The sequence below is a fragment of the Sinorhizobium fredii genome (assembly GCF_002944405.1).
GTDB classification, from domain to species: Bacteria; Pseudomonadota; Alphaproteobacteria; order Rhizobiales; family Rhizobiaceae; genus Sinorhizobium; species Sinorhizobium fredii_C.
In genome coordinates, this window is sequence record NZ_CP024310.1 from 1,404,080 (window position 1) to 1,422,712 (window position 18,633).

The following is an 18,633-nucleotide window of genomic DNA, read 5'->3' on the forward strand; positions in this document are numbered from 1 at the left end:
CCACGCTCATAAGGGGTTCACGCACAGTGTCCAAGCCTCCCCTCTTCCTCTTCGGCTTCAGCCGCTGGAAATCCTATATGCGCGACTGGTTCCCCGAAAATGAGGTGATCTTCGGCTGCGTAAACGCTTGGCCACTCGAATTCGATCTCTACTGGAAACGCCGAATTCTCCGCGATCCCCGCACCAAGGTGCTCGCCTGGCAGTATAAGGGGCCGCCGAAACTCAAAGAGTTCTGTGCCCGCCATGGCATCTCGTTTCACTATGTCGAGGATGGCTTTCTCCGCTCGGTGGCGCTCGGGGCGCTCAGGGTGCCGCCGCTTTCGCTGGCCTTCGATGCGCAGGACATGTACTTCAACGCCGAAAGCCCGAGCGATCTCGAAAATATCCTCAGGACCTACGATTTCGAGAACGACCAACCGTTGGTGCGAAGGGCGGAGGCGGCGCGGCAGCAACTGCTTGCACGCCGCCTCAGCAAGTACAATTCCGGCCATTCGCTCGACATCGCCGCCGTTTATGGGGAGAAAGCGCGGAAGCGGGTGCTCGTCATTGGGCAAGTCGAACGCGACGCGTCGATCGCCTATGGCTGCGCGACGAAGATGACGAACAACGATCTGGTGCGGCTAGCCCGCCAGGAGAATCCGGACGCGCAAGTGATCTACAAGCCGCATCCGGAAGTACTGAAGGGTACGGCGGAGGCGAAGTCCAATCCGGAGCTCGTGCGCAACATCGCATTGATCCTCAAGCAGGACATCAGCCTTGCCGACGCGCTCGAAACCGTTGATCACGTCTACACGATCACCTCCCTTTCAGGCTTCGAGGCTCTGCTGCGTGGAATCAGGGTGACGACCGTCGGCTGCCCCTTCTATTCCGGTTGGGGATTGACGGACGACCGCCAGCCCAACCCCCGTCGCAACCGGAAGCTTTCGATCGATGAGATCTTTGCGGCCGCCTATATTCTTTACGCGAAGTATCTCGATCCGGTCACCAAGACGCCGATCGAGATCGAGCAGGCACTCGACGTTCTTGCCAGAATGCGCGCCGAGCAGATGGTGGCCTGAACGGCCCCAGTCCTAAAGCCGCTCCTCTCTGATCTCCCGCATCGACGCCGTCAGCAGCGCCAGCCCGGCAACGAAGCAGACGAGGGCGAACTCGAGCACGTAGCCTTTGTCCAGACTGTCAGCGCGATATTCCGGATAGATTGCGCTCCGGAACCACATGATGATGTGCACCAGCGGATTGTAGAGCAGGTAATCACGGAAAGGGCTCGGCATTGTCTCGGGCAGGAAGAAGACGCCGGAGATCATGAAGATCGGGCGGTTGATGATGCCGAAGATCTGCTCGTAAAGTGCCGAGCGGGCGAACATCACGATATTGACCGTGCCAACGCCTAACCCCAGGACCGCGGCGGCGCCGGCGGCCTCGACCATGCCGGCGAAGTCCAGCGGCTGGCTGACGCCGCCGAGTTCGATGATCAGCAGGAGGATGAGGACCGACACCAGGGCATCCGTCATCAGCTGCAGGATGAAACGCGACAGGATCGCGTCGAAGGGCGAGACGACCGGATAGGAGAGCAGCGCCTTGTTCGCCTTCATCGTGCCGGCCATGAAGGAGGACATGCGCTGGTAGAAGGTGAAGGGCAGATAGCCGCTTGCGAAGAACAGCGGAAAGCTCAGGCCCAGCGCAGGCATGCGGGCGAAGGCCTGGAAGATCAAGGTCATCATCGCGACATGGGCGACCGGATCGAAGACGGCCCAGAGATAGCCGCCCGGCTTCGAGCCGTAGCGTGTCGACATTTCGCGCACGATGAGGGCGGCCGTCACTCTGATGTGCTGTTCGATGAGTTTCACTTCTGGTCCCGCGCGGATTGCCGTTCATGCGATGAGCGAGCGGTCATTTCTTCGGCCGCCGTCGGCATATTTCACAATCCGCGCTTGCTGGCAAATTTTGGGCAAGTGTCGCGCGCAGACGCGGCGCCGCTGAAACCCGTGACAAGCACGGGGACGATGCCGGCCGATCCTTGGCCCGGCCCCGGCAGCTTCGTCTCCAGAGGAATTCAACGTCGCCAACGGGCACTCGACGCCGGCTCATTGCAGCTTAGACCCCCGTCGGTGCGTTCCGCCGCGCGAGCTGCGTAATCAGACAGGAACATAGGTCAGCCTAATCACGTCCTCGCCAACCGGATCATTGGCCACAAGGCGGAGCGGCGGTCGGGGGCCGGCGAAGAATGGCGTGCCGCGGCCAAGAACGACGGGGTGGATGTAGAGGCGATACTCGTCCACAAGACCAAGGTCGGTCAGGCTTCCCGCCAGGCCCGGTCCGGCAACGGCAATCTCCCCCGGAAGCCGAGCCTTCAGCCCGCGGATCACCGTCTCGATGTCATCCGCGACCAGCGTGGCGTTGGGGCCGGCCGACTTCAGCGAGCGCGACACGACCCACTTCGGTTGGCGCCGCCACGCCGCGGCGAACGCGCGTTCCTCCGCACTCCACTCAGGACGGTCTTCGTCCCAATAGCGCATGATCTCGTACATGCGGCGACCGTACACGCTGCCGGTCAGGTCGCGCACGTGTTCTATCCAGTGGCGAAAGAGCGCGGGGCCAGGTGCAAATTCCTGGTGGTCGACGTAGCCGTCCAGCGATTGGTTCATTCCAAAGACCAGCTTCGCCATGCTCCAAAATCTCCATCCCCGGTTCTTCAGAATAGCTTGAGCCGGCGTTCCGTGTAAGTGCGGTTGCGGCACGGGCTGCGTGCGGCTTGAACGCGATGAACCTCTAAAGGGAACCCAAAGCCTGAGTTCATCGGGCAACTCTCCGGTTTTCGAAGCCTCGGCGCGGCTCGACGAAAGCAATCCTACTTTCCTCTTCCCCGAGCGCCTGGATAACCACGGATACCAAGTGCCGAGCCGCCCCCGTTCCCTCCAGGCGAGTTTCCCCGACCCGCGCTACTCGCCTGTGCTGGAAAGCAACTCGTCGAGCTGCTCCAACTGCTCCGGCAATGCGGCCGCCGAACCCTGTAGTGCTTCCTCAAGCGCCTCCTTGGACGGATAGACTTCGTGGAAATTCAGTAGTGTCCTCCCGCCTTGGGCCTCGAAGGTCACGGTCGTGATCGCGCCCTCTTCGCCCTCGTCGTTGGTCCAGACGATGCGCTCGTTCGGCACCACCAAGAGATACGTGCCATAGAAGACCATGGTGTCCGAACCGCCGGCGCCGAATTCCAGGCGATATTTGCCGCCGGTACGGACGTCCATATCGCACGATACGAGCGAAACGCCGGATAGCGATTTTGGCACCCACCAGCGCTGGAACAGCTCGGGCTGGCTCCACGCCCTGTAAACCGTGCTCGGCGGCGCGTTGAACGTCCGGGTTACGACGAGTTCGCGATCCCCTCTGCGCTCGACTGACGTGCGGTTCTGCGCACCACCTGCACTGTCAACTTGCTCAGTCATCGCTTCCCTCCTGTTTCATTTCGCTGATGATTTCATCCAAAACTTCGAAGCGGGCTTCGAAGAGCTTGCGATGCGCCTCGATCCACTCGGCCTCCGCCTTGAGGCCTCGTTTCCCAAGCTTACAGGTTCTCACCCGTCCGACCTTGTGCGTGACGACGAGCCCCGCCCGCTCGAGAACCTGGACGTGCTTCTTCATGCCGGTCAACGTCATCTGGAATTTATCCGCGAGACTGGTGATCGACGCGTCCCCTCGCCCAAGCTGATCGATGATTCCGCGGCGGGTCGCATCGGAAAGCGCCGCAAACGAGAGATCGAGGGGAGGACTTGAATACTGAACCATCTAGTTCAGTGTATAACCTGGTCGCAGGGAGCGCAAGCGTCCCGAACTTTCCATGCCGTAGACCGGTCATCCGAGGTCATGCACCGCGGCGGCGGCAGCAAAAAATCGTCTGCTGCGGGGTCAAAAGCGGCCCTTATGGCCGCTGGTGAACGAACGTAATCCGCCGGGTGCCGGCCCCAAAATCGGTCGCTCACTCAATTTCGCCGAATGACCGCAATTGACGGATACTGTTGAAAAACTCGTCGTTGCAGGCACTTGGGACGCGTGATTCAATCCTCTGAGTGATTTGGCAGGGGATCAGGCGATGATGGGAACGCAGGCGGCTCCGGCGCAGCTCTTTTACGATTTCAGTCTCGATGAGCACGTGCCAGCCGACCATCTTCTGCGCCGGATCGATCAACATCTGGACCTCGATGGCGTCCGCGCGCAGTTGAAGCCCTATTATAGCAGTACGGGTCGACCCTCGATCGATCCGGAGCTGATGATGCGCATGCTGATCATTGGCTACAGCATGGGCATCCGGTCGGAGCGCCGGCTGTGCGAGGAGGTTCATCTCAATCTCGCTTACCGTTTGTTTTGCCGGCTTGGACTGGATGGCAAGGTGCCGGACCATTCCAGCTTCTCGAAGAACCGCCATGGACGTTTCCGCCAGAGCGATATCCTGCGGCATCTCTTCGAGACGGTGGTTGAGCGCTGCCTGGCACAGGGTCTTGTCGGTGCTGAAGGCTTTGCCGTCGACGCCAGCTTGATTTCCGCGGATGCCAACAAGCAGCGCTCGGTATCTGGCGCAGAATGGAGCGCGCAAGCGGCGAAGGAGAATGCAGGCCGCTCCGTTCAGGAATATCTGGCGGTGCTTGATGACGCTGCTTTTGGTGCGGCTTCGCCGGTAACGCCGAAGTTTGTTTCCCCGTCAGACCCGGCAGCCCAGTGGACGGGTGCCCATAAAGGCCATGCCTTCTTCGCTTACGCCACCAACTATCTGATCGACACCGATCATGGCGTCATTCTTGACGTGGAAGCGACCCGTGCCATTCGACAGGCGGAAGTTGGCGCTTCACGCACCATGATCGACAGAACAGAGAACCGCTTTGGCCTGAAGCCGGGTTATCTGGTCGCCGACAGTGCCTACGGCTCCGCTGACAATCTGGCCTGGCTTGTGAAGGAAAAGGAGATCGCTCCGCACATTCCTGTGTTCGACAAGTCCAATCGGACAGACGGGACTTTCTCGCGTGCCGACTTCCATTGGGATGGCGAGGGAGATCGCTACATCTGCCCGGCGGGCAAGGAATTGGTTCAGTTCCGCCGCACCTACGCGACGCCCCGATCGGGCATCACCAGTGAAGGCACCCGGCTTTATCGGGCCAGCAAGAAGGACTGTGATGTGTGCGATCTGAAGCAGCGCTGCTGCCCGAATGCAGTTGCTCGCAAAGTCCCTCGTGATCTCAATGAGGATGCCCGTGACGTCGCCAGAGCCATTGCCGGCACGCCCGATTACGAGCGTTCACGGCATCGTCGCAAGAAGGTCGAGATGCTCTTCGCTCACCTCAAGCGCATCCTGCGGATGGCCAGGTTGAGACTGCGCGGTCCCTGTGGTGCACGCGATGAATTCCTGCTCGCAGCAACGGCACAAAACCTCAGAAGGCTGGCAAAGCTTAGGCCTTCACGCCTCCCATCCGCCGCCATCGCCGCATAATGGTCGGTTGCCTGGCGCCATCCCACCGCATCAGAGCGGGAGACACCTTGCCGACCCTTTGAAAAACCGCGTGCAGAGCGTCGCGGTTGCTCAAACTGCGAGTTTTTCAACGATATCGACGCTAAGCCGACGTACCTTGGTGGGGTGTTCGCGCATCTTTCCACACCGCATGTCTAGCTCGATTGATTGGCTTTAGCCCGCGTCGCCCATCGTGAGAGGATCGCCGTGGCAAAGATGGGCTGACTGCGATGACGACTTGCAGCGACTGTTCAGGTTACTGGAACCGATGGCTCAGGCTGGGGATCGTCGTCAAAACCCGCACGAGCCCGCAAAGCGGCAGGCACGACGACTAGATCGCCGGCCAGCAAGGCCGTGGACGAGGAATGAATTGCTGGCTCTCGTTCCGGCAATGTGTGTCAGCGCCTGGGGGCTCAACGCCTATTTCGCGATCACCGGGTGGTGCTGTTGGGCGCGGCGATCATTTCGGCAATCATCATCGTAAGGGCATGGAAAGCCATCGTCGCCATCGCGGGGTTCTCGAGCTCCGGCAGGAACGCGGTGTCCCGCACTCGCCAGCCCCACCCGGCGCGAATTCGCCCCCGCTGCTTCCGCGACACATGTCGTTACAAAAGTCCTGCCCAGCAGACACATGGTCAATACACCCGGACGTTCAAATGGCGACGCTGGCTTCGAAAACGAGCCTCGACCCAATATGCGAAAGGACGACCATATGAAAACGTCTCGGATCATCGCGGCTGCGCTGCTGATCGTTGGAAGCGGATTGGCGCTGCAGGCGGCGAAGGCGCAGCAAGGGGGAATTCAGCGTACCGATCTCGTGCAGCACGACCTCGATACGCCTGGCCGGGAGGCCGTCCAGGTGCGGGTCGATTTCGAACAGGGAGCCGTCTCCATCAAGCACTCCCATCCGGGCGAAGAGATAGCCTATGTCCTCGAGGGCTCGTTGGAATATCAGCTCGAGGGGAGAGCACCGGTCATCCTTCATGCCGGGGAAGCGTTGTTCATCCCGGCCGGAGTGGCGCATGTGGCGAAGAATGTCGGCAGCGGCAAGGCATCGGAGCTTGCGACATACGTTGTCGAGAAAGGCGCCCCGCTGGTCGTTCCGGTCAAGTGAGCGTTCGACATGAATATTGAGAACCACATGGAAGGAAGTCCCAGAATGGCCGCACAGGAAACCGCAGAGGCGTCCGGGCTGTCCCGCCGGGCTCTGCTCCTGAACGGAGCTGCGGCGGTCGCCTTTGCGGCGTTTCGCCCTGCGACGGCCCTCGCCCAAGCGGCTGCGCCGGCGACTTTGGAGGCTGATGCCATTCGCCCCTTCCGTGTGGATGTGCCGGCGGCAGCGCTCGTCGACCTCCGACGGCGCCTTGCAGCCACACGCTGGGCCGACCCTGAGACGGTCGGCGACCGCTCCCAGGGCGTTCAGCTTGCGAAGCTTCAGTCACTTGTCCGCTACTGGGAGACTCACTATGACTGGCGTAAAGCCGAAGCGAAGCTGAATGGCTTGCCACAATTTCTGACGAATATCGACGGGCTCGACATCCACTTCATCCATGTCCGCTCCCGTCATGCAGACGCATTGCCACTCATCATGACGCATGGCTGGCCGGGCTCGGTCTTCGAACTGCTGAAAGTCATCGGTCCGCTGACCGATCCGACGGCGCATGGAGGGACCGCGCAGGACGCCTTTCATCTCGTGCTTCCGTCCGTTCCCGGCTTCGGCTATTCCGAAAAACCGGAAGGCACCGGCTGGAACCCGGACCGCATCGGCCGCGCCTGGGACGTTCTCATGAGACGCCTTGGGTACCAGGACTACGTGTCACAGGGCGGCGATTGGGGTGCCATCATTTCTGATGCGATGGGCCGCCAGGCTCCTCCGGGTTTGCGCGGCATCCACGTCAACAGGATCGAGCGCTCTACCACCCTCCCGCAGGAAGTCGCCAAGGCATTGAAAAGCGGTGATCCTGCACCGGCGGATTTGAGCGCCGAGGAGCGGGCGGTGTTTGACGAGGCCAGGGAGTTCCTCGGCAAAGGCTTTGGCTATGCGGCAATCATGGGGACGCGTCCGCAAACCGTCGGCTACAGCCTCGCCGACTCACCGGTCGGATTGGCAGCGTGGATCTATGACAAGCTCGCCGATTGGGTGTTCACCCGGGGCGAACCGGAACGCGCGTTGAGCCGCGACGAAATTCTCGACAACATCACGCTCTACTGGCTGACGAACACCGGGACCTCGAGCGGCCGGATATATTGGGAGAACAGCGCGGGCACTGCCAAGTTGGTCCCTATCGCGATCCCGGCGGCGGTGACGATTTTCCCCGGAGAGGTGTACAGGCCGCCAAAGAACTGGGCGGAACGCGCTTACCGCAACCTGATTTACTACAATCGCGTCGACAGGGGCGGCCATTTCGCCGCCTGGGAAGAGCCGGACTTGTTCAGCGCCGAGTTGCGCGCCGCTTTCCGGCCGCTGCGTCAACTCTAGCTCTCCTCGGCACAGGCGCACGAACGGGTGAATACTGCTACCACGGCGTTCTCATTTTGATAAGTAATGGCAGTCGAACGGTGGAGATCGCGCCATGGAACACGTTGATCATGTCTTGGTCGTGGATGACGATCGGGAAATCCGGGAGCTCGTGTCGAGCTATCTGAAGAAGAACGGCCTGCGCGTAACCGCCGTCGCCGACGGGCGGCAGATGCGCGCGTTCCTCGAGGCCAACACGGTCGACCTCATCATCCTCGATCTCATGATGCCGGGCGACGATGGGCTCGTTTTGAGCCGCGAGCTGCGCGTCGGCAGACACAAGGCGACACCGATTGTCATGCTGACTGCCCGCTCAGACGAGATGGACCGCATCATCGGCCTGGAAATGGGCGCCGACGACTATCTTGCCAAGCCGTTCTCGGCGCGCGAGTTGCTCGCCCGCATCAAGGCGGTCCTGCGGCGCGCGCGCATGTTGCCGCCCAATCTGCAGATCTCGGAAGCCGGCCAACTGCTGCGTTTCGGTCAATGGAAGCTCGACACGACGGCAAGGCATCTCGTCGATGCGGACGGGACCGTGATTGCGCTCAGTGGAGCCGAGTATCGGCTGCTGCGCGTCTTCGTCGACCATCCGCAGCGCGTCCTCAACCGCGATCAGCTCCTCAACCTCACACAGGGACGCGATGCCGAACTCTTCGACCGTTCCATCGATCTCCTGGTCAGCCGGGTCCGCCAACGCCTTGGCGACGATGCCCGCGAGCCGACCTATATCAAGACGGTCCGCAGCGAAGGCTATGTGTTCTCGATGCCGGTCGAAATCGTGGAACCGCGCTGATGGCGACGGCCGCCTTAAAAGGAATTCGCCTATGGCCGCGCACACTCAGAACGCGACTGTTCATAATTCTCCTTGCCGGTCTCGCAATCGCTCACGCCATGTCGTTTGCGGTGCTGTTTTCCGAGCGGTATGTCGCCGCGAGGTCGGTGATGTTCAATACGCTCGAGAACGACGTCGCGACGGCGATCGCCATCCTCGACAGGCTGCCTGCCGCCGAGCGCAGCGCCTGGCTGGATCAACTTGCTCGCGGCTCCTACCGGTTCCTCCTGGGGCCAGGCATGCCCGGCAATCCAGTGCTTGAGCCGAACGACGCCGAAGTCGCCTCCAAGATCCAGGCTGCAATAGGCGCGAAATACCCGATCGAAGTTCAGTCGATTCCCGGCGCGGCCCGCCGCCTCCAGGCGCATCTTCGCTTGAGCGACGGCGAACCACTGACGATAGACGTCACCCCAAGGGGCGTCATGCCCGTAGCCGACTGGCTGCCTTACGTGCTCGTGGCACAGCTTTCCCTTTTGGTGTTGTGCAGCTGGATCGCGATGCGCCAGGCCATCCGGCCTCTCGCCAATCTGGCGAAGGCCGCCGACACGCTGGACCCGAACAGCAACACGCCGCGTCTCAGCGAAACCGGACCAACGGAAGTGGCCTACGCGGCGACCGCCTTCAATTCGATGCGGGATCGCATCGCGCAGTATCTGGAAGAGCGCGTGCAGATCCTTGCTGCGATCTCGCACGATCTACAGACGCCGATCACCCGCATGAAGCTGCGCGCCGAAATGGCCGATGAATCCGCCGAGCGGGACAAGCTGCTCCAGGACCTTGGCGAAGTCGAGCGCCTCGTCAAGGAAGGGGTTGCCTATGCGCGCAGCACCCACGGCACGGAGGAAAAGGCCTCACGCATCGATCTCGCCTCGTTCATCGAGAGCCTCGCATATGATTACCAGGATACCGGCAAGGCCGTTACCATCGGCGAATTGAGCCACGGCGCGATTGCGACCCGGTCGCACGCGCTAAGGCGAATTCTCACCAACCTGATCGACAATGCGCTCAAATTCGCCGGCAGTGCGGAAATCGAGGCTCAGCGCCAGGACCGCACCGTCTTTATAAGAGTGCTCGATCGCGGTCCCGGCATTCCGGAGGACCAGTTGGAAGCCGTCCTGAACCCTTTCTTCCGTCTGGAGCAGTCGCGCAACCGCGACACGGGGGGGACTGGCCTCGGTCTTGCGATCGCCGATCAGCTCGCGACCGCGATTGGTGCTGCGCTCACCTTGCGCAACCGCGACGGCGGAGGACTGGTGGCGGAAATCAGTCTCCGACAGTAGAATCCTCGGCCCCCGTGGCTACACACCAGGGCGGCCTCGGCCGCCCTGACATGGAATCCGTTAGTGCAGCAGCCCATTCACGCGGGCTGCGGCTCGCCCATCTGCTCTCGGACGATGTACTCGGCGTACCAGATAGGCCAACCCTCGTCACGGTGACCGAGTTGCTTCTCGTATTCGCCGTGGGCGGCCTCTGCGCGCCGGAAAGCGCTTGCCAGATCCGCGGCGGAGGCGAATGTCGTGGTGCTCGCGTCGATCCGCCCGGGCAACCGTGTGGTGACCTCCTGGAACAGCCAGCCGTTGCCATCCGGATCGCGGAACGAGGCATAGGAGCGGTAGCTACGGCGCTCGGGATCAGCCCCGCCAACCCTGTGTCGCCCGAACAGATAGGGCTCGTCTTTGCCCGCGTGCACGTCGCCCGCATGGAACACTTCGCTGATATCGACGCCGCGGCGGCGCAAATCCTCACGGGCGGCCTCTATGTCGGAAACGATCAGATACAGCCCCTGGGCGGAGCCCGGTTGCGCGTCGGTGACATTCTTTCCGAAGATGACCGAGGCGCCGGATCCGGGCGGGGTGAACTGGATCACGCGGTAGCCGTCATCCCCGGCAAAATCGGCATCGAGGCGCCAACCGAGGTTCGCGTAGAATGCCTTTGCGCGTTCGACATCCGAGACGGGGACGACGATGACCTCGAGCTTCATGTCGATCGGCCGCGTTCTTTCGCTGTTGATTGCGGTGGTCATGCTTTTCTCCTTGTGTTTGGAAGCGCCATGCGCCGGTGCGAGTTGTTCGCCGGGACCAGAATGCCGCCCTGAACGCGTGGGCGAACCGCCGGCTGCCCCCCGACCGAAACTCGTCCGATCGGGAGGTATCTTCTTCCGTGTCAGACGATGTTGATCGCGACCTCGATATTGCCGCGCGTCGCCTTGGAGTAAGGGCAGGTCTGATGGGCCCTCTCGACCAGCGCCTCTGCCGTGACCCGGTCGATGCCCGGCATGCTCACATTGAGCCGGGCCTGCAGCGAATAGGCGCCGCCGCCGTGGCGAAGATCCACTTCCGCGTCCACCGCGAGATCGGCCGGAAGCGTTATCTTCCGCTCGCTGGCCGCCTTTCCGATCGCCCCTATAAAGCAGGCCGACCAGCCGGCCGCGAAGAGCTGCTCCGGATTGGTCCCCGGCCCCGTGCTGCCGGGTGAGGAAAGCTTGATGTCCAGGCGCCCGTCAGAACTGCGGGATGCGCCATCACGGCCACCGGTGGTGTGCGTCTTGCCAGTGTAAAGTACCTTCTCGATCTCGGTCATGGTGTCCTTCCTTCGACAGAGTTGATGACGCCGAGCCAATTGGCTTGTCCGACTGTCGAGGCACACATGCCGTTCCGCACGTGTATGGAATGTTTCGTGACCGGGCGAAGAAAGTAAGCGAATGCCGGCAAGATGCGGAACGGAAACACTGCGATACAAAAGCGCTGTCAGAGGCGACGCGTAAAAGGGTGAAGCCATTCGCCCATGTCGCCCGAAGGTGCGCTACGGTTGAACGCGAGATGCATGAAGACAATACCCAAAGCGCGTCGCGCATTCGTGAATGCGGACGCGCTTTTAAAAGTCTACAGCGATCTCGGAGCGTCCAAAAGGATGCGACCGTGCTGCGGCGTTAAAAGTGATCAGAAACGATCGACGTCGAAGACGGCGTGTGCAAAGGCCTGAGGAGCTTCCTGCGGTAGGTTGTGACCGATGCCGCCTGTGATCAGCCTATGTTCATATTTGCCGGAGAATTTTTTCGCGTAAGCCGCCGGCTCGGGATGCGGAGCGCCGTTGGCATCTCCCTCCAACGTGATCGTCGGCACACCGATCGTGGGGAATTTGGCGAGTTTTTCTTCCAGGTCGTCGTATTTCGGCTCGCCGTCGGCCAGGCTGATCCGCCAGCGGTAGTTATGGATCGTGATATCGACATGATCCGGGTTGTCGAAAGCCGCCGCGCTGCGGTTGAAGGTGGCGTCGTCGAAATTCCATTTCGGCGAGGCCAGTTGCCAGATAAGTCTCGCGAATTCGTTTCGGTTTCGCTCGTAGCCGGCGCGCCCGCGGTCGGTGGCAAAGTAGAACTGGTACCACCAGGCATGCTCGGCGCCGGGCGGCAGCGGCATCTTGTTGGCTTCACGGCTGCCGATCAGGTAGCCGCTCACGGACACAAGGGCCTTGCACCGCTCCGGCCAGAGAGCGGCGATGATGTTGGCGGTCCGCGCGCCCCAATCGCATCCGCCGATGACCGCCCTTTCAATGCCAAGCGCGTCCATCAAGGCGACGATGTCGGCGGCGATTGCCGCCTGCTGACCGTTGCGCGGCGTCTCCGGTGAAAGAAAGCGCGTCGTCCCATAGCCGCGCAGATAGGGAACGATCACCCGGTAGCCGGACTCCGCCAGCAAGGGCGCCACATCGACATAGGTGTGGATGTCGTAGGGCCAGCCATGCAGAAGGATAACCACAGGCGCGTCGCTCGCGCCGAGTTCGGCGTAACCAACATTAAGAACGCCCGCATCGATCTGCTTCAGCGAGGCAAAGGACGTGTTCGTCCCTGGCGTGATCGCCCGAATGCCGGCCTCAGCCGTAGATTTTGCGGCGGCCACGCCGGTGATGTTCCATTGCGCGGCGGCAAGTGTCAACGCCGCCGCTCCGATGAACCGCCGTCTCTGCAGATTGATTTCCCCTGTCATCGCTCTTCTCCGAACTGTGTGAACTACAGTTGCGGAATGCGATTTCCATGTATCTGCGTTGTGACTTCGCGAGACCGCGATTGAAAGCTCATGTACGCACCCGCGCCTGGACACAGTGCGTTACAATTCCACTAGTGGCGGCACTATGCGGATGCGCTATCGCGCGCATTTCGCCGGATCGTCTGCGGTGGCTGCCCGAGCGTTCGAAGAAAGGCGCGGCGCATGCGATCGGGATCGGCAAAACCTGTCTCGACTGCGATCACGTCCATGGAGTGGCGGCCCTGCTCCATCAACAGCCGGGCCGCTTCGACGCGGAGGTTCTCCACTGCCTTGGCGGGCGACTGTCCCGTCTCTGCCCGAAATGCCCGGCTGAACTGGCGCGGGCTCAGCCCCGCCGCATCCGCTAGCTCTTCTACCGACAACACGCCGCGCAGATTCGCCTTGGCGTAGTCGATCGACTTCTGGATCCGGTCGGACTTCGGCTCGAGCTCAAGCAAGGCCGAAAACTGCGATTGCCCGCCGGCGCGCCGGTGATAGACGACAAGCTTGCGGGCGACGTTGCGCGCAATCTCCTGGCCATGGTCCTTCTCGATCATCGCAAGCGCAAGATCGATGCTCGCCGTCATCCCTGCCGACGTCCACACGCTTCCGTCGACGATGAAGATGCGATCGTCCTCGACCTTGACGTCCGGAAAACGCTCCTGGAGCTGGCGCGCGAAGGCCCAATGCGTGGTCGCGCGGCGTCCATCGAGCAGACCGGCTTCAGCAAGCACGAAGGCGCCGGTGCAGGGCGCCGCCACCCGGCGCGACGTTTCAAGCGCTTGACGCGCAAATGCGATCAGCTCCGGAGTCATGGGCTCGATCGTCACGCCGGCGCCGAACATCACGGTGTCAAAAGGTCTGTCGTCGAAGGCCCTCGTGAGGACACCGAAGCCGGCGGACGACTTGACCTCGCCGCCCGCCTCTGAGAGCAGCTCTATCTCATATGCCGGCTCCCCAAGCGCCGAGTTCGCCATCTCGAAGGCGGTTACCGCCGCGAAACCCATAAGCTGGAATCTTGGAAAAACGACAAAGCCGATCCTATGCATGGGCAAGTTCCTTACTGGAATTTTCCGCGATTACGATACTGGAGACAAACTGCCACTCAGTCTCGAGCGGCTTCCCGCTGAGAAATCCTGACCGGACGCAGCAATGGCGGCGAACGGCCGATAGCCACAACTGCGACTAGGCCGAGCACCAACATGAGCCCAATAACGACAAAGCCGTCGCCGAATGCGAGCGCCCAGGCCTGCCGCCGAACCGCCGAGCCAATCTCCACTACAGCCCTCACCGTGGCGCCGGCGTCACCCGCAACCTGCCCCGCAACAGCGCCGGCGAGGCCGTAAATCCGCTCGGCCTCGGCGAGTGCGTCCGAATGGTACTTCTGACGCTCAGCAACGAAGCTGGAGAGAACCCCGACGCCGAGCGTCGTTCCCGCCAGATTGCTGATATTGAATGTCAGCGACGCTGTCGGAAGGTCCGCGGGCTTCAAACTGCCGGTGCCGACGATCATGGCGGGCGTCAACAGCAACAATTGACCGGCCGAATACAGGGCAAGCCCATAGCGGAAATGTTCTCCCGCGGGCGTCGTGGTTTCGCTGCCCATGAGCATGGTTCCCAACACCAGGAGGACAACGCCGGTTCCCATCGCGATGCGCAGATCACAGAGATGCAGGAACCACCATACCAGCGGGAGAGCGAGCAATTGGGCAGCCGCGGCCCAAAGCATGAGCTCCGAGATATCGAGCGGCGCGTGGCCTTCTACGGTCGCGAGCAATTGCGGCACTAGATACGAGCTTACGGCGAAACCGGCGCGTAGCAGGAAATTCAACCCAATCGGAAGGCCAAACCTCCGTGTGAGGAGGATCCGGGGCGCCACGAGCGGCAGCGCTGACAAGCGTGACACGATAATGAAGCCCGCCCACGCGGCAGCGGACAAGCCGGCGCCCCAGACGATCATCTCGCTCGCAAACCAGAAGCGGCGCGCTCCTTGGTTGAGGACGAGCATCAGGCTCGCAAGGGCGAGCGACAACAGGACGATGGACGTCCAATCGCCCTTGAGCGCCGACCAGTTCAGGGCCTTGTGCGGAACCCAAAAGCGGGCGGCAAGAGCCAGAGCCGCGCCGATCACTGCCTGAACGGCGAAAAGCGCGCGCCAGCCGAAACTGTCGGAGACATAACCGGCAATGGCGGCCCCTGCGGTCCCGGAAAAGAGGAGGGCAAATGCGAGTATGACCACCGTATAGGCGAGACGCGGTCCGCCGGCCACCATGAAGACCGCGACGAACGCCGCCGGGCCGAACCCGCCGGCGGCAAAGCCTTGCAGTGAACGGGATGCAATCATGACGCCAAGGTCGCTCGTCATGGCACCGGCGAGCGCCGCGGCCGCAAACAAGATGGAGCTTGCGACCAAGTAGCGCCCTATGCTCAGGACTCCGATTAACAGGCCCCAGGTGACTATGCCGACGCAACTTCCCATCGTATAGGCGGTCAGTATCCAGGAGCCCTCGTCCGCGCTGGACAAGAGCCCGTTCTGGATGTCGGCGATGTTTGCCGAGGCAAATTGGGCCGACAGGTTCACCAGGAAGGCGCCGGCAAGCCCGGTCGCGAGGAACAGCAGATTTTCACGTGTCAGAGTGGGCGTGCTCATTTGAACCATCCTCGGCGGTAAAATTGTTGCCGGTGTTGGCGATTTGCTTCAGCCGGCTGCATTGAGGTAGCGAGCCGCCGGCGCCCGGAGGGAAAGGTTCGGCATGAGTTTCTGCCGCGCCGCCTCATAGAGTTCCCAATCGGCAACGATCGGTAGCGCCGGAATGGTGACGTGTTCGCCGAGATCGAAGCCGGCGAGAGCGGCATCCACCATCTCTTCGGCGGGCATGACGATCTCGCTCGGGACATGTTCCAGAGGAGTCCCCGCAGTGCCCCAGAAGTCGGTGGCCGTCGCACCCGGGAGGACCGCTTGAACGCGGATGTTCTTCTCGGAAAGTTCCTTTTGAAGCGATTGGGTAAAGGCGAGCACAAAGGCCTTGCTGCCTCCGTAGACGCCGTTCAGCAGCTCCGGCGCGATGCCGACGATCGAAGCGATGTTGATGATCGCACCCGTACCACGGGCGACAAAGCGGGGAACCGCCGCATAGGTCAGCCGCGTCAGAGCGTTGACGTTCAGCATGATCATCTCCTCCATCTTGTCGATATCGGAATCGAGCAGTGGGGCAGTCGCACCGACGCCTGCATTATTGACCAGCAAGGTAATGCTGGCATCCGTCTGAAGTACCTGCTCGAGGCGGCCGAGATCGTGCTTGTTGCCTAGATCTGCCGCAACGACCTCGATGGCACGGCCGGTCTCATCGGTCAGGCGCTTCGCGAGATCGTTGAGCCGGGACTGGTTGCGGGCGACGAGGATCAGGTCATATCCCCTGCGCGCCAAGCGATCGGCATAGATAGCTCCGATGCCGGAGGACGCGCCGGTAATCAAAGCGGTACCTTTCGAGTGCTGGGTCATGCGAGGCTCCATTGATTTAAGATTGGAGCCTCGATGGTAGGGCGAAAGCGCCATGTCTCAAATGTCGTATTTCCGTCGATTTAGGACATGATCGTTGGGATCGGCGGGTACCCTCATTTAAACGCGCCATTCAGCGCAACCGGAGTGTCGCGGCTTGACTTCGCCTGCATCGGGCCTTGCTCAGACGACGTTGCCCCGCCGACGAGCGCCGCGATCGCCGATGCCTCTCGTAGATCGGTATCCCATGCACAGGGCGCAGCCGCGAGTGCCATGATGCCAACGACCAGGACAAAAACACGCACTTGAACTCTCCTCTCTGACGACGAGTCGAACGCTCATCCGAATGTGAAAACAAAGACTTCGACGCCGGGATCAAGGAAGCGGATCTCGAATGTCCGCTCACGCACTTCTCCTGACTGGCGCACGAGCTGATAGAGGCGCGTCTCACGCACCGTTCCGTTGCCCTCCGGGTCGATGTCCGAACCGTGATCCGTCCCCGGTGCAGTTCCGTCAACGAGCACCTGGAAGCGCACCTTCCTGCCGTTCACCCCTGGGCCGAGGACGAGGTGTAGGTCGCGCGCGCTGAACCTATAGGTGACCGCTCCTCCGGCGCGATTGAGGCTCGCCTGCTCGGCGCCGACGGTCCAGTTGCCGGCAAGGCCCCACTGATTGAGGCGCGGCTTTCCGATCGTATAGTCGCGTGGCTCATCGGCCGCGACGCCCTCGTACGACGCGAAGTTCGCAGCACGGCGGTAGCCGACATAGTCTTCGCCGGACTGGAGATTGGCGAAATCGGGGGCGGCTTCGGCGCCCTTTCCCTCGGGCTTCACAAGAGTTCCTTCACCAGCGCGGCTACCCGCCGCCTCCGCCAGCAGGTCCTGGATGACGCGTTCCGACTGTGCGTAGTCACCCTCGCCGAAGTGGTGGTGCCTGACCCTTCCCTCGGCATCGATGAAGTAATGCGCGGGCCAGTAGCTGTTGGCGAAGGCGCGCCAGATCGCGAAGTCGTTGTCGACCGCGACAGGATAACCGATGTTAAAATCGCTGACTGCCCGCTTGACGTTGTCGATGCGCCGCTCGAAGGCGAATTCGGGCGCATGCACGCCGATGACCACCAGGCCCTGATCCCGGTACTTCTCCGCCCAGGCGCGAACATAGGGGATTGTCCGAATGCAGTTGATGCAGGAGTAGGTCCAGAAATCGGCGAGCACCACCTTGCCGCGAAGCTCCTCCACCGTCAGCGGCTTGGAATTCAACCACTCCACGGCGCCGTCCAGGGGTGGAAAAATGCCCTCCACCGGCAGATTGCTTCGATAGTGCCGGACCTGACCGTTCGCGGCCGGTGCGGCACGATAGCTGGCCGCCGTTTTAGGAAGTTCGCCGTGCAGGCGATCGAGGAGCGATTGCTCGATGCTCGTGGTGCCCGCAAAGGAGAGGCGCGCCAAGAGCCCCGTATCCAGGCCGAGCGCAATTGCCGCGACGCCCGCCAGCACGGCGATGCCGAGGCCGTGCCGGAGACGCTCGCCGAAACCGAGCGACCGCTTCATGGCCGCAAACACCCTTCCACCGGCGAGCAGGGCCAGCGCCAGCGAGGTGGCCGCGCCGGCGGCATAGGCCGCCAGCAAAAGCGTCGTGCCCACATTGGCGCCATGGAGGGCAGCGCCGGTCAGCACCAGCCCGAGGACCGGACCGGCGCAGGGCGCCCAGAGAAGTCCGGTCGCGACACCAAGGAGCAACGATGCTCCGACACTCGCCTTCTGTCCGGCTGCCCGATGTGAGAGGCGGTTGCCGATGGCGACCAGTGGGCGGGTGACTACGGCCCCAACCTGCGGCGAGAGCAGCATGACGCCGAAAACCGCAAGCACTGCAATTGCCGCATATCGGCCGGCCTCATTCGCCTGGACCACCCAGTCACCGCCGATGGCGGCCAGCGTCGCGACCCCCGCAAATGTCACGACCTTCCCGATGAGCATCGGGAGAATGCTCGTCGCGAATGGCCGACCGGCTCGTGAAAACACGAAAGGCAACACCGGAAGAATGCAGGGGCTGACAATGGTCAGCACACCTGCGAGATAGGAAATCGTGAAAAGGATCATCGTCGTCCCTCTGCGAGAAGACCAACGCCTTTTTTGGCGCGGGCCGCGTTGTCACGCGCTGCAGAGGATCAGCGTGAAGTATCCGGCTTGTGTCTTCTCGCTAACGGATCTGTATCAAAGTGCATGAGGCCCTTGGAGCCCTTATGGAAAGCCGGCGAGCGAGCCG

Annotated in this window: 19 protein-coding genes; 6 read left to right on the top strand and 13 right to left on the bottom strand. The window is 61.9% G+C overall.

What is annotated here, in order from left to right; translation table 11 throughout:
* Nucleotides 1–26: 26 nt before the first annotated feature.
* Nucleotides 27–1,058 (top strand): capsular polysaccharide export protein, LipB/KpsS family, encoded by a 1,032-nt coding sequence (locus NXT3_RS30145; RefSeq protein WP_199773424.1) that lies wholly within the window; start codon nucleotides 27–29, stop codon nucleotides 1,056–1,058.
* A gap of 12 nt (nucleotides 1,059–1,070) precedes the next feature.
* Here the strand turns inward: NXT3_RS30145 and NXT3_RS30150 are convergent, their stop codons facing one another.
* From NXT3_RS30150 to NXT3_RS32235, 5 genes are all read right to left on the bottom strand, one after another.
* Nucleotides 1,071–1,847 (bottom strand): ABC transporter permease, encoded by a 777-nt coding sequence (locus NXT3_RS30150; protein ID WP_104841274.1) that lies wholly within the window; start codon nucleotides 1,845–1,847, stop codon nucleotides 1,071–1,073.
* A 288-nt stretch (nucleotides 1,848–2,135) separates the two neighbouring features.
* Complete coding sequence (locus tag NXT3_RS30155) at nucleotides 2,136–2,666, bottom strand: dihydrofolate reductase family protein (RefSeq protein WP_097524405.1); 531 nt, start codon at nucleotides 2,664–2,666, stop codon at nucleotides 2,136–2,138.
* A gap of 273 nt (nucleotides 2,667–2,939) precedes the next feature.
* Entirely contained in the window at nucleotides 2,940–3,443 is a 504-nt protein-coding gene (locus NXT3_RS30160; RefSeq protein WP_097524404.1) for an SRPBCC family protein, read from the bottom strand.
* On the bottom strand, nucleotides 3,436–3,783 hold the full coding sequence (locus NXT3_RS30165; RefSeq protein WP_104841275.1) for an ArsR/SmtB family transcription factor: 348 nt from the start codon (nucleotides 3,781–3,783) through the stop codon (nucleotides 3,436–3,438). Before NXT3_RS30165 ends, NXT3_RS30160 begins: the two co-directional genes overlap by 8 nt.
* 190 nt (nucleotides 3,784–3,973) lie before the next feature.
* Nucleotides 3,974–4,186: a hypothetical protein gene (locus NXT3_RS32235; protein ID WP_210207165.1), complete on the bottom strand. Its 213-nt coding sequence runs from the start codon at nucleotides 4,184–4,186 to the stop codon at nucleotides 3,974–3,976.
* On the opposite strand from NXT3_RS32235, the gene NXT3_RS30170 reads away from it, so the two are divergent.
* The 5 genes from NXT3_RS30170 to NXT3_RS30195 all read left to right on the top strand — a co-directional run bounded on the left by NXT3_RS30170 (nucleotide 4,088) and on the right by NXT3_RS30195 (nucleotide 10,124).
* On the top strand, nucleotides 4,088–5,476 hold the full coding sequence (locus NXT3_RS30170) for a transposase (RefSeq protein ID WP_104839370.1): 1,389 nt from the start codon (nucleotides 4,088–4,090) through the stop codon (nucleotides 5,474–5,476). The genes NXT3_RS32235 and NXT3_RS30170 overlap by 99 nt on opposite strands.
* 730 nt (nucleotides 5,477–6,206) lie before the next feature.
* Nucleotides 6,207–6,608: a cupin domain-containing protein gene (locus tag NXT3_RS30175; RefSeq protein ID WP_097539163.1), complete on the top strand. Its 402-nt coding sequence runs from the start codon at nucleotides 6,207–6,209 to the stop codon at nucleotides 6,606–6,608.
* Between the two features lie 45 nt (nucleotides 6,609–6,653).
* The gene (locus NXT3_RS30180) at nucleotides 6,654–7,973 is read left to right on the top strand and encodes an epoxide hydrolase family protein (RefSeq protein WP_199773425.1); all 1,320 of its coding nucleotides are present in this window, start codon (nucleotides 6,654–6,656) and stop codon (nucleotides 7,971–7,973) included.
* A gap of 94 nt (nucleotides 7,974–8,067) precedes the next feature.
* Entirely contained in the window at nucleotides 8,068–8,805 is a 738-nt protein-coding gene (locus tag NXT3_RS30190) for a response regulator (protein WP_097524401.1), read from the top strand.
* Complete coding sequence (locus NXT3_RS30195) at nucleotides 8,805–10,124, top strand: ATP-binding protein (protein ID WP_104841277.1); 1,320 nt, start codon at nucleotides 8,805–8,807, stop codon at nucleotides 10,122–10,124. Before NXT3_RS30190 ends, NXT3_RS30195 begins: the two co-directional genes overlap by 1 nt.
* Nucleotides 10,125–10,201: 77 nt before the next feature.
* On the opposite strand, the gene NXT3_RS30200 is transcribed toward NXT3_RS30195, so the two are convergent.
* The 8 genes from NXT3_RS30200 to NXT3_RS30235 all read right to left on the bottom strand — a co-directional run bounded on the left by NXT3_RS30200 (nucleotide 10,202) and on the right by NXT3_RS30235 (nucleotide 18,467).
* Complete coding sequence (locus tag NXT3_RS30200; protein WP_104841278.1) at nucleotides 10,202–10,867, bottom strand: VOC family protein; 666 nt, start codon at nucleotides 10,865–10,867, stop codon at nucleotides 10,202–10,204.
* A gap of 140 nt (nucleotides 10,868–11,007) precedes the next feature.
* On the bottom strand, nucleotides 11,008–11,424 hold the full coding sequence (locus tag NXT3_RS30205) for an organic hydroperoxide resistance protein (protein ID WP_104841279.1): 417 nt from the start codon (nucleotides 11,422–11,424) through the stop codon (nucleotides 11,008–11,010).
* A 359-nt stretch (nucleotides 11,425–11,783) separates the two neighbouring features.
* Nucleotides 11,784–12,830, bottom strand: coding sequence for an alpha/beta fold hydrolase (locus NXT3_RS30210; protein WP_104841280.1), 1,047 nt, complete (start codon nucleotides 12,828–12,830; stop codon nucleotides 11,784–11,786).
* 143 nt (nucleotides 12,831–12,973) lie between these two features.
* On the bottom strand, nucleotides 12,974–13,918 hold the full coding sequence (locus NXT3_RS30215) for a GlxA family transcriptional regulator (RefSeq protein WP_037416245.1): 945 nt from the start codon (nucleotides 13,916–13,918) through the stop codon (nucleotides 12,974–12,976).
* 56 nt (nucleotides 13,919–13,974) lie between these two features.
* Nucleotides 13,975–15,519, bottom strand: coding sequence for an MFS transporter (locus NXT3_RS30220; protein ID WP_104841281.1), 1,545 nt, complete (start codon nucleotides 15,517–15,519; stop codon nucleotides 13,975–13,977).
* Nucleotides 15,520–15,567: 48 nt separating this feature from the next.
* Nucleotides 15,568–16,371 carry an SDR family NAD(P)-dependent oxidoreductase gene (locus tag NXT3_RS30225; RefSeq protein ID WP_104841282.1) on the bottom strand — a complete coding sequence of 268 codons (804 nt, stop codon included), beginning with the start codon at nucleotides 16,369–16,371 and terminating at the stop codon, nucleotides 15,568–15,570.
* A 113-nt stretch (nucleotides 16,372–16,484) separates the two neighbouring features.
* Nucleotides 16,485–16,673, bottom strand: coding sequence for a hypothetical protein (locus tag NXT3_RS30230; RefSeq protein ID WP_097538664.1), 189 nt, complete (start codon nucleotides 16,671–16,673; stop codon nucleotides 16,485–16,487).
* Nucleotides 16,674–16,706: 33 nt separating this feature from the next.
* Nucleotides 16,707–18,467, bottom strand: coding sequence for a cytochrome c biogenesis protein DipZ (locus tag NXT3_RS30235; protein WP_104841283.1), 1,761 nt, complete (start codon nucleotides 18,465–18,467; stop codon nucleotides 16,707–16,709).
* Nucleotides 18,468–18,633 lie beyond the last annotated feature (166 nt).

What these genes read in the sequence shown, in the direction of transcription:
- NXT3_RS30155 (WP_097524405.1), bottom strand. Translation starts at nt 2,666, where the DNA reads ATGGCGAAGCTGGTCTTTGGAATGAACCAATCGCTGGACGGCTACGTC.
- NXT3_RS30160 (WP_097524404.1), bottom strand. Translation starts at nt 3,443, where the DNA reads ATGACTGAGCAAGTTGACAGTGCAGGTGGTGCGCAGAACCGCACGTCA.
- NXT3_RS30165 (WP_104841275.1), bottom strand. Translation starts at nt 3,783, where the DNA reads ATGGTTCAGTATTCAAGTCCTCCCCTCGATCTCTCGTTTGCGGCGCTT.
- NXT3_RS30170 (WP_104839370.1), top strand. Translation starts at nt 4,088, where the DNA reads ATGATGGGAACGCAGGCGGCTCCGGCGCAGCTCTTTTACGATTTCAGT.
- NXT3_RS32235 (WP_210207165.1), bottom strand. Translation starts at nt 4,186, where the DNA reads ATGTTGATCGATCCGGCGCAGAAGATGGTCGGCTGGCACGTGCTCATC.
- NXT3_RS30175 (WP_097539163.1), top strand. Translation starts at nt 6,207, where the DNA reads ATGAAAACGTCTCGGATCATCGCGGCTGCGCTGCTGATCGTTGGAAGC.
- NXT3_RS30180 (WP_199773425.1), top strand. Translation starts at nt 6,654, where the DNA reads ATGGCCGCACAGGAAACCGCAGAGGCGTCCGGGCTGTCCCGCCGGGCT.
- NXT3_RS30190 (WP_097524401.1), top strand. Translation starts at nt 8,068, where the DNA reads ATGGAACACGTTGATCATGTCTTGGTCGTGGATGACGATCGGGAAATC.
- NXT3_RS30195 (WP_104841277.1), top strand. Translation starts at nt 8,805, where the DNA reads ATGGCGACGGCCGCCTTAAAAGGAATTCGCCTATGGCCGCGCACACTC.
- NXT3_RS30200 (WP_104841278.1), bottom strand. Translation starts at nt 10,867, where the DNA reads ATGACCACCGCAATCAACAGCGAAAGAACGCGGCCGATCGACATGAAG.
- NXT3_RS30205 (WP_104841279.1), bottom strand. Translation starts at nt 11,424, where the DNA reads ATGACCGAGATCGAGAAGGTACTTTACACTGGCAAGACGCACACCACC.
- NXT3_RS30210 (WP_104841280.1), bottom strand. Translation starts at nt 12,830, where the DNA reads ATGACAGGGGAAATCAATCTGCAGAGACGGCGGTTCATCGGAGCGGCG.
- NXT3_RS30215 (WP_037416245.1), bottom strand. Translation starts at nt 13,918, where the DNA reads ATGCATAGGATCGGCTTTGTCGTTTTTCCAAGATTCCAGCTTATGGGT.
- NXT3_RS30220 (WP_104841281.1), bottom strand. Translation starts at nt 15,519, where the DNA reads ATGAGCACGCCCACTCTGACACGTGAAAATCTGCTGTTCCTCGCGACC.
- NXT3_RS30225 (WP_104841282.1), bottom strand. Translation starts at nt 16,371, where the DNA reads ATGACCCAGCACTCGAAAGGTACCGCTTTGATTACCGGCGCGTCCTCC.
- NXT3_RS30235 (WP_104841283.1), bottom strand. Translation starts at nt 18,467, where the DNA reads ATGATCCTTTTCACGATTTCCTATCTCGCAGGTGTGCTGACCATTGTC.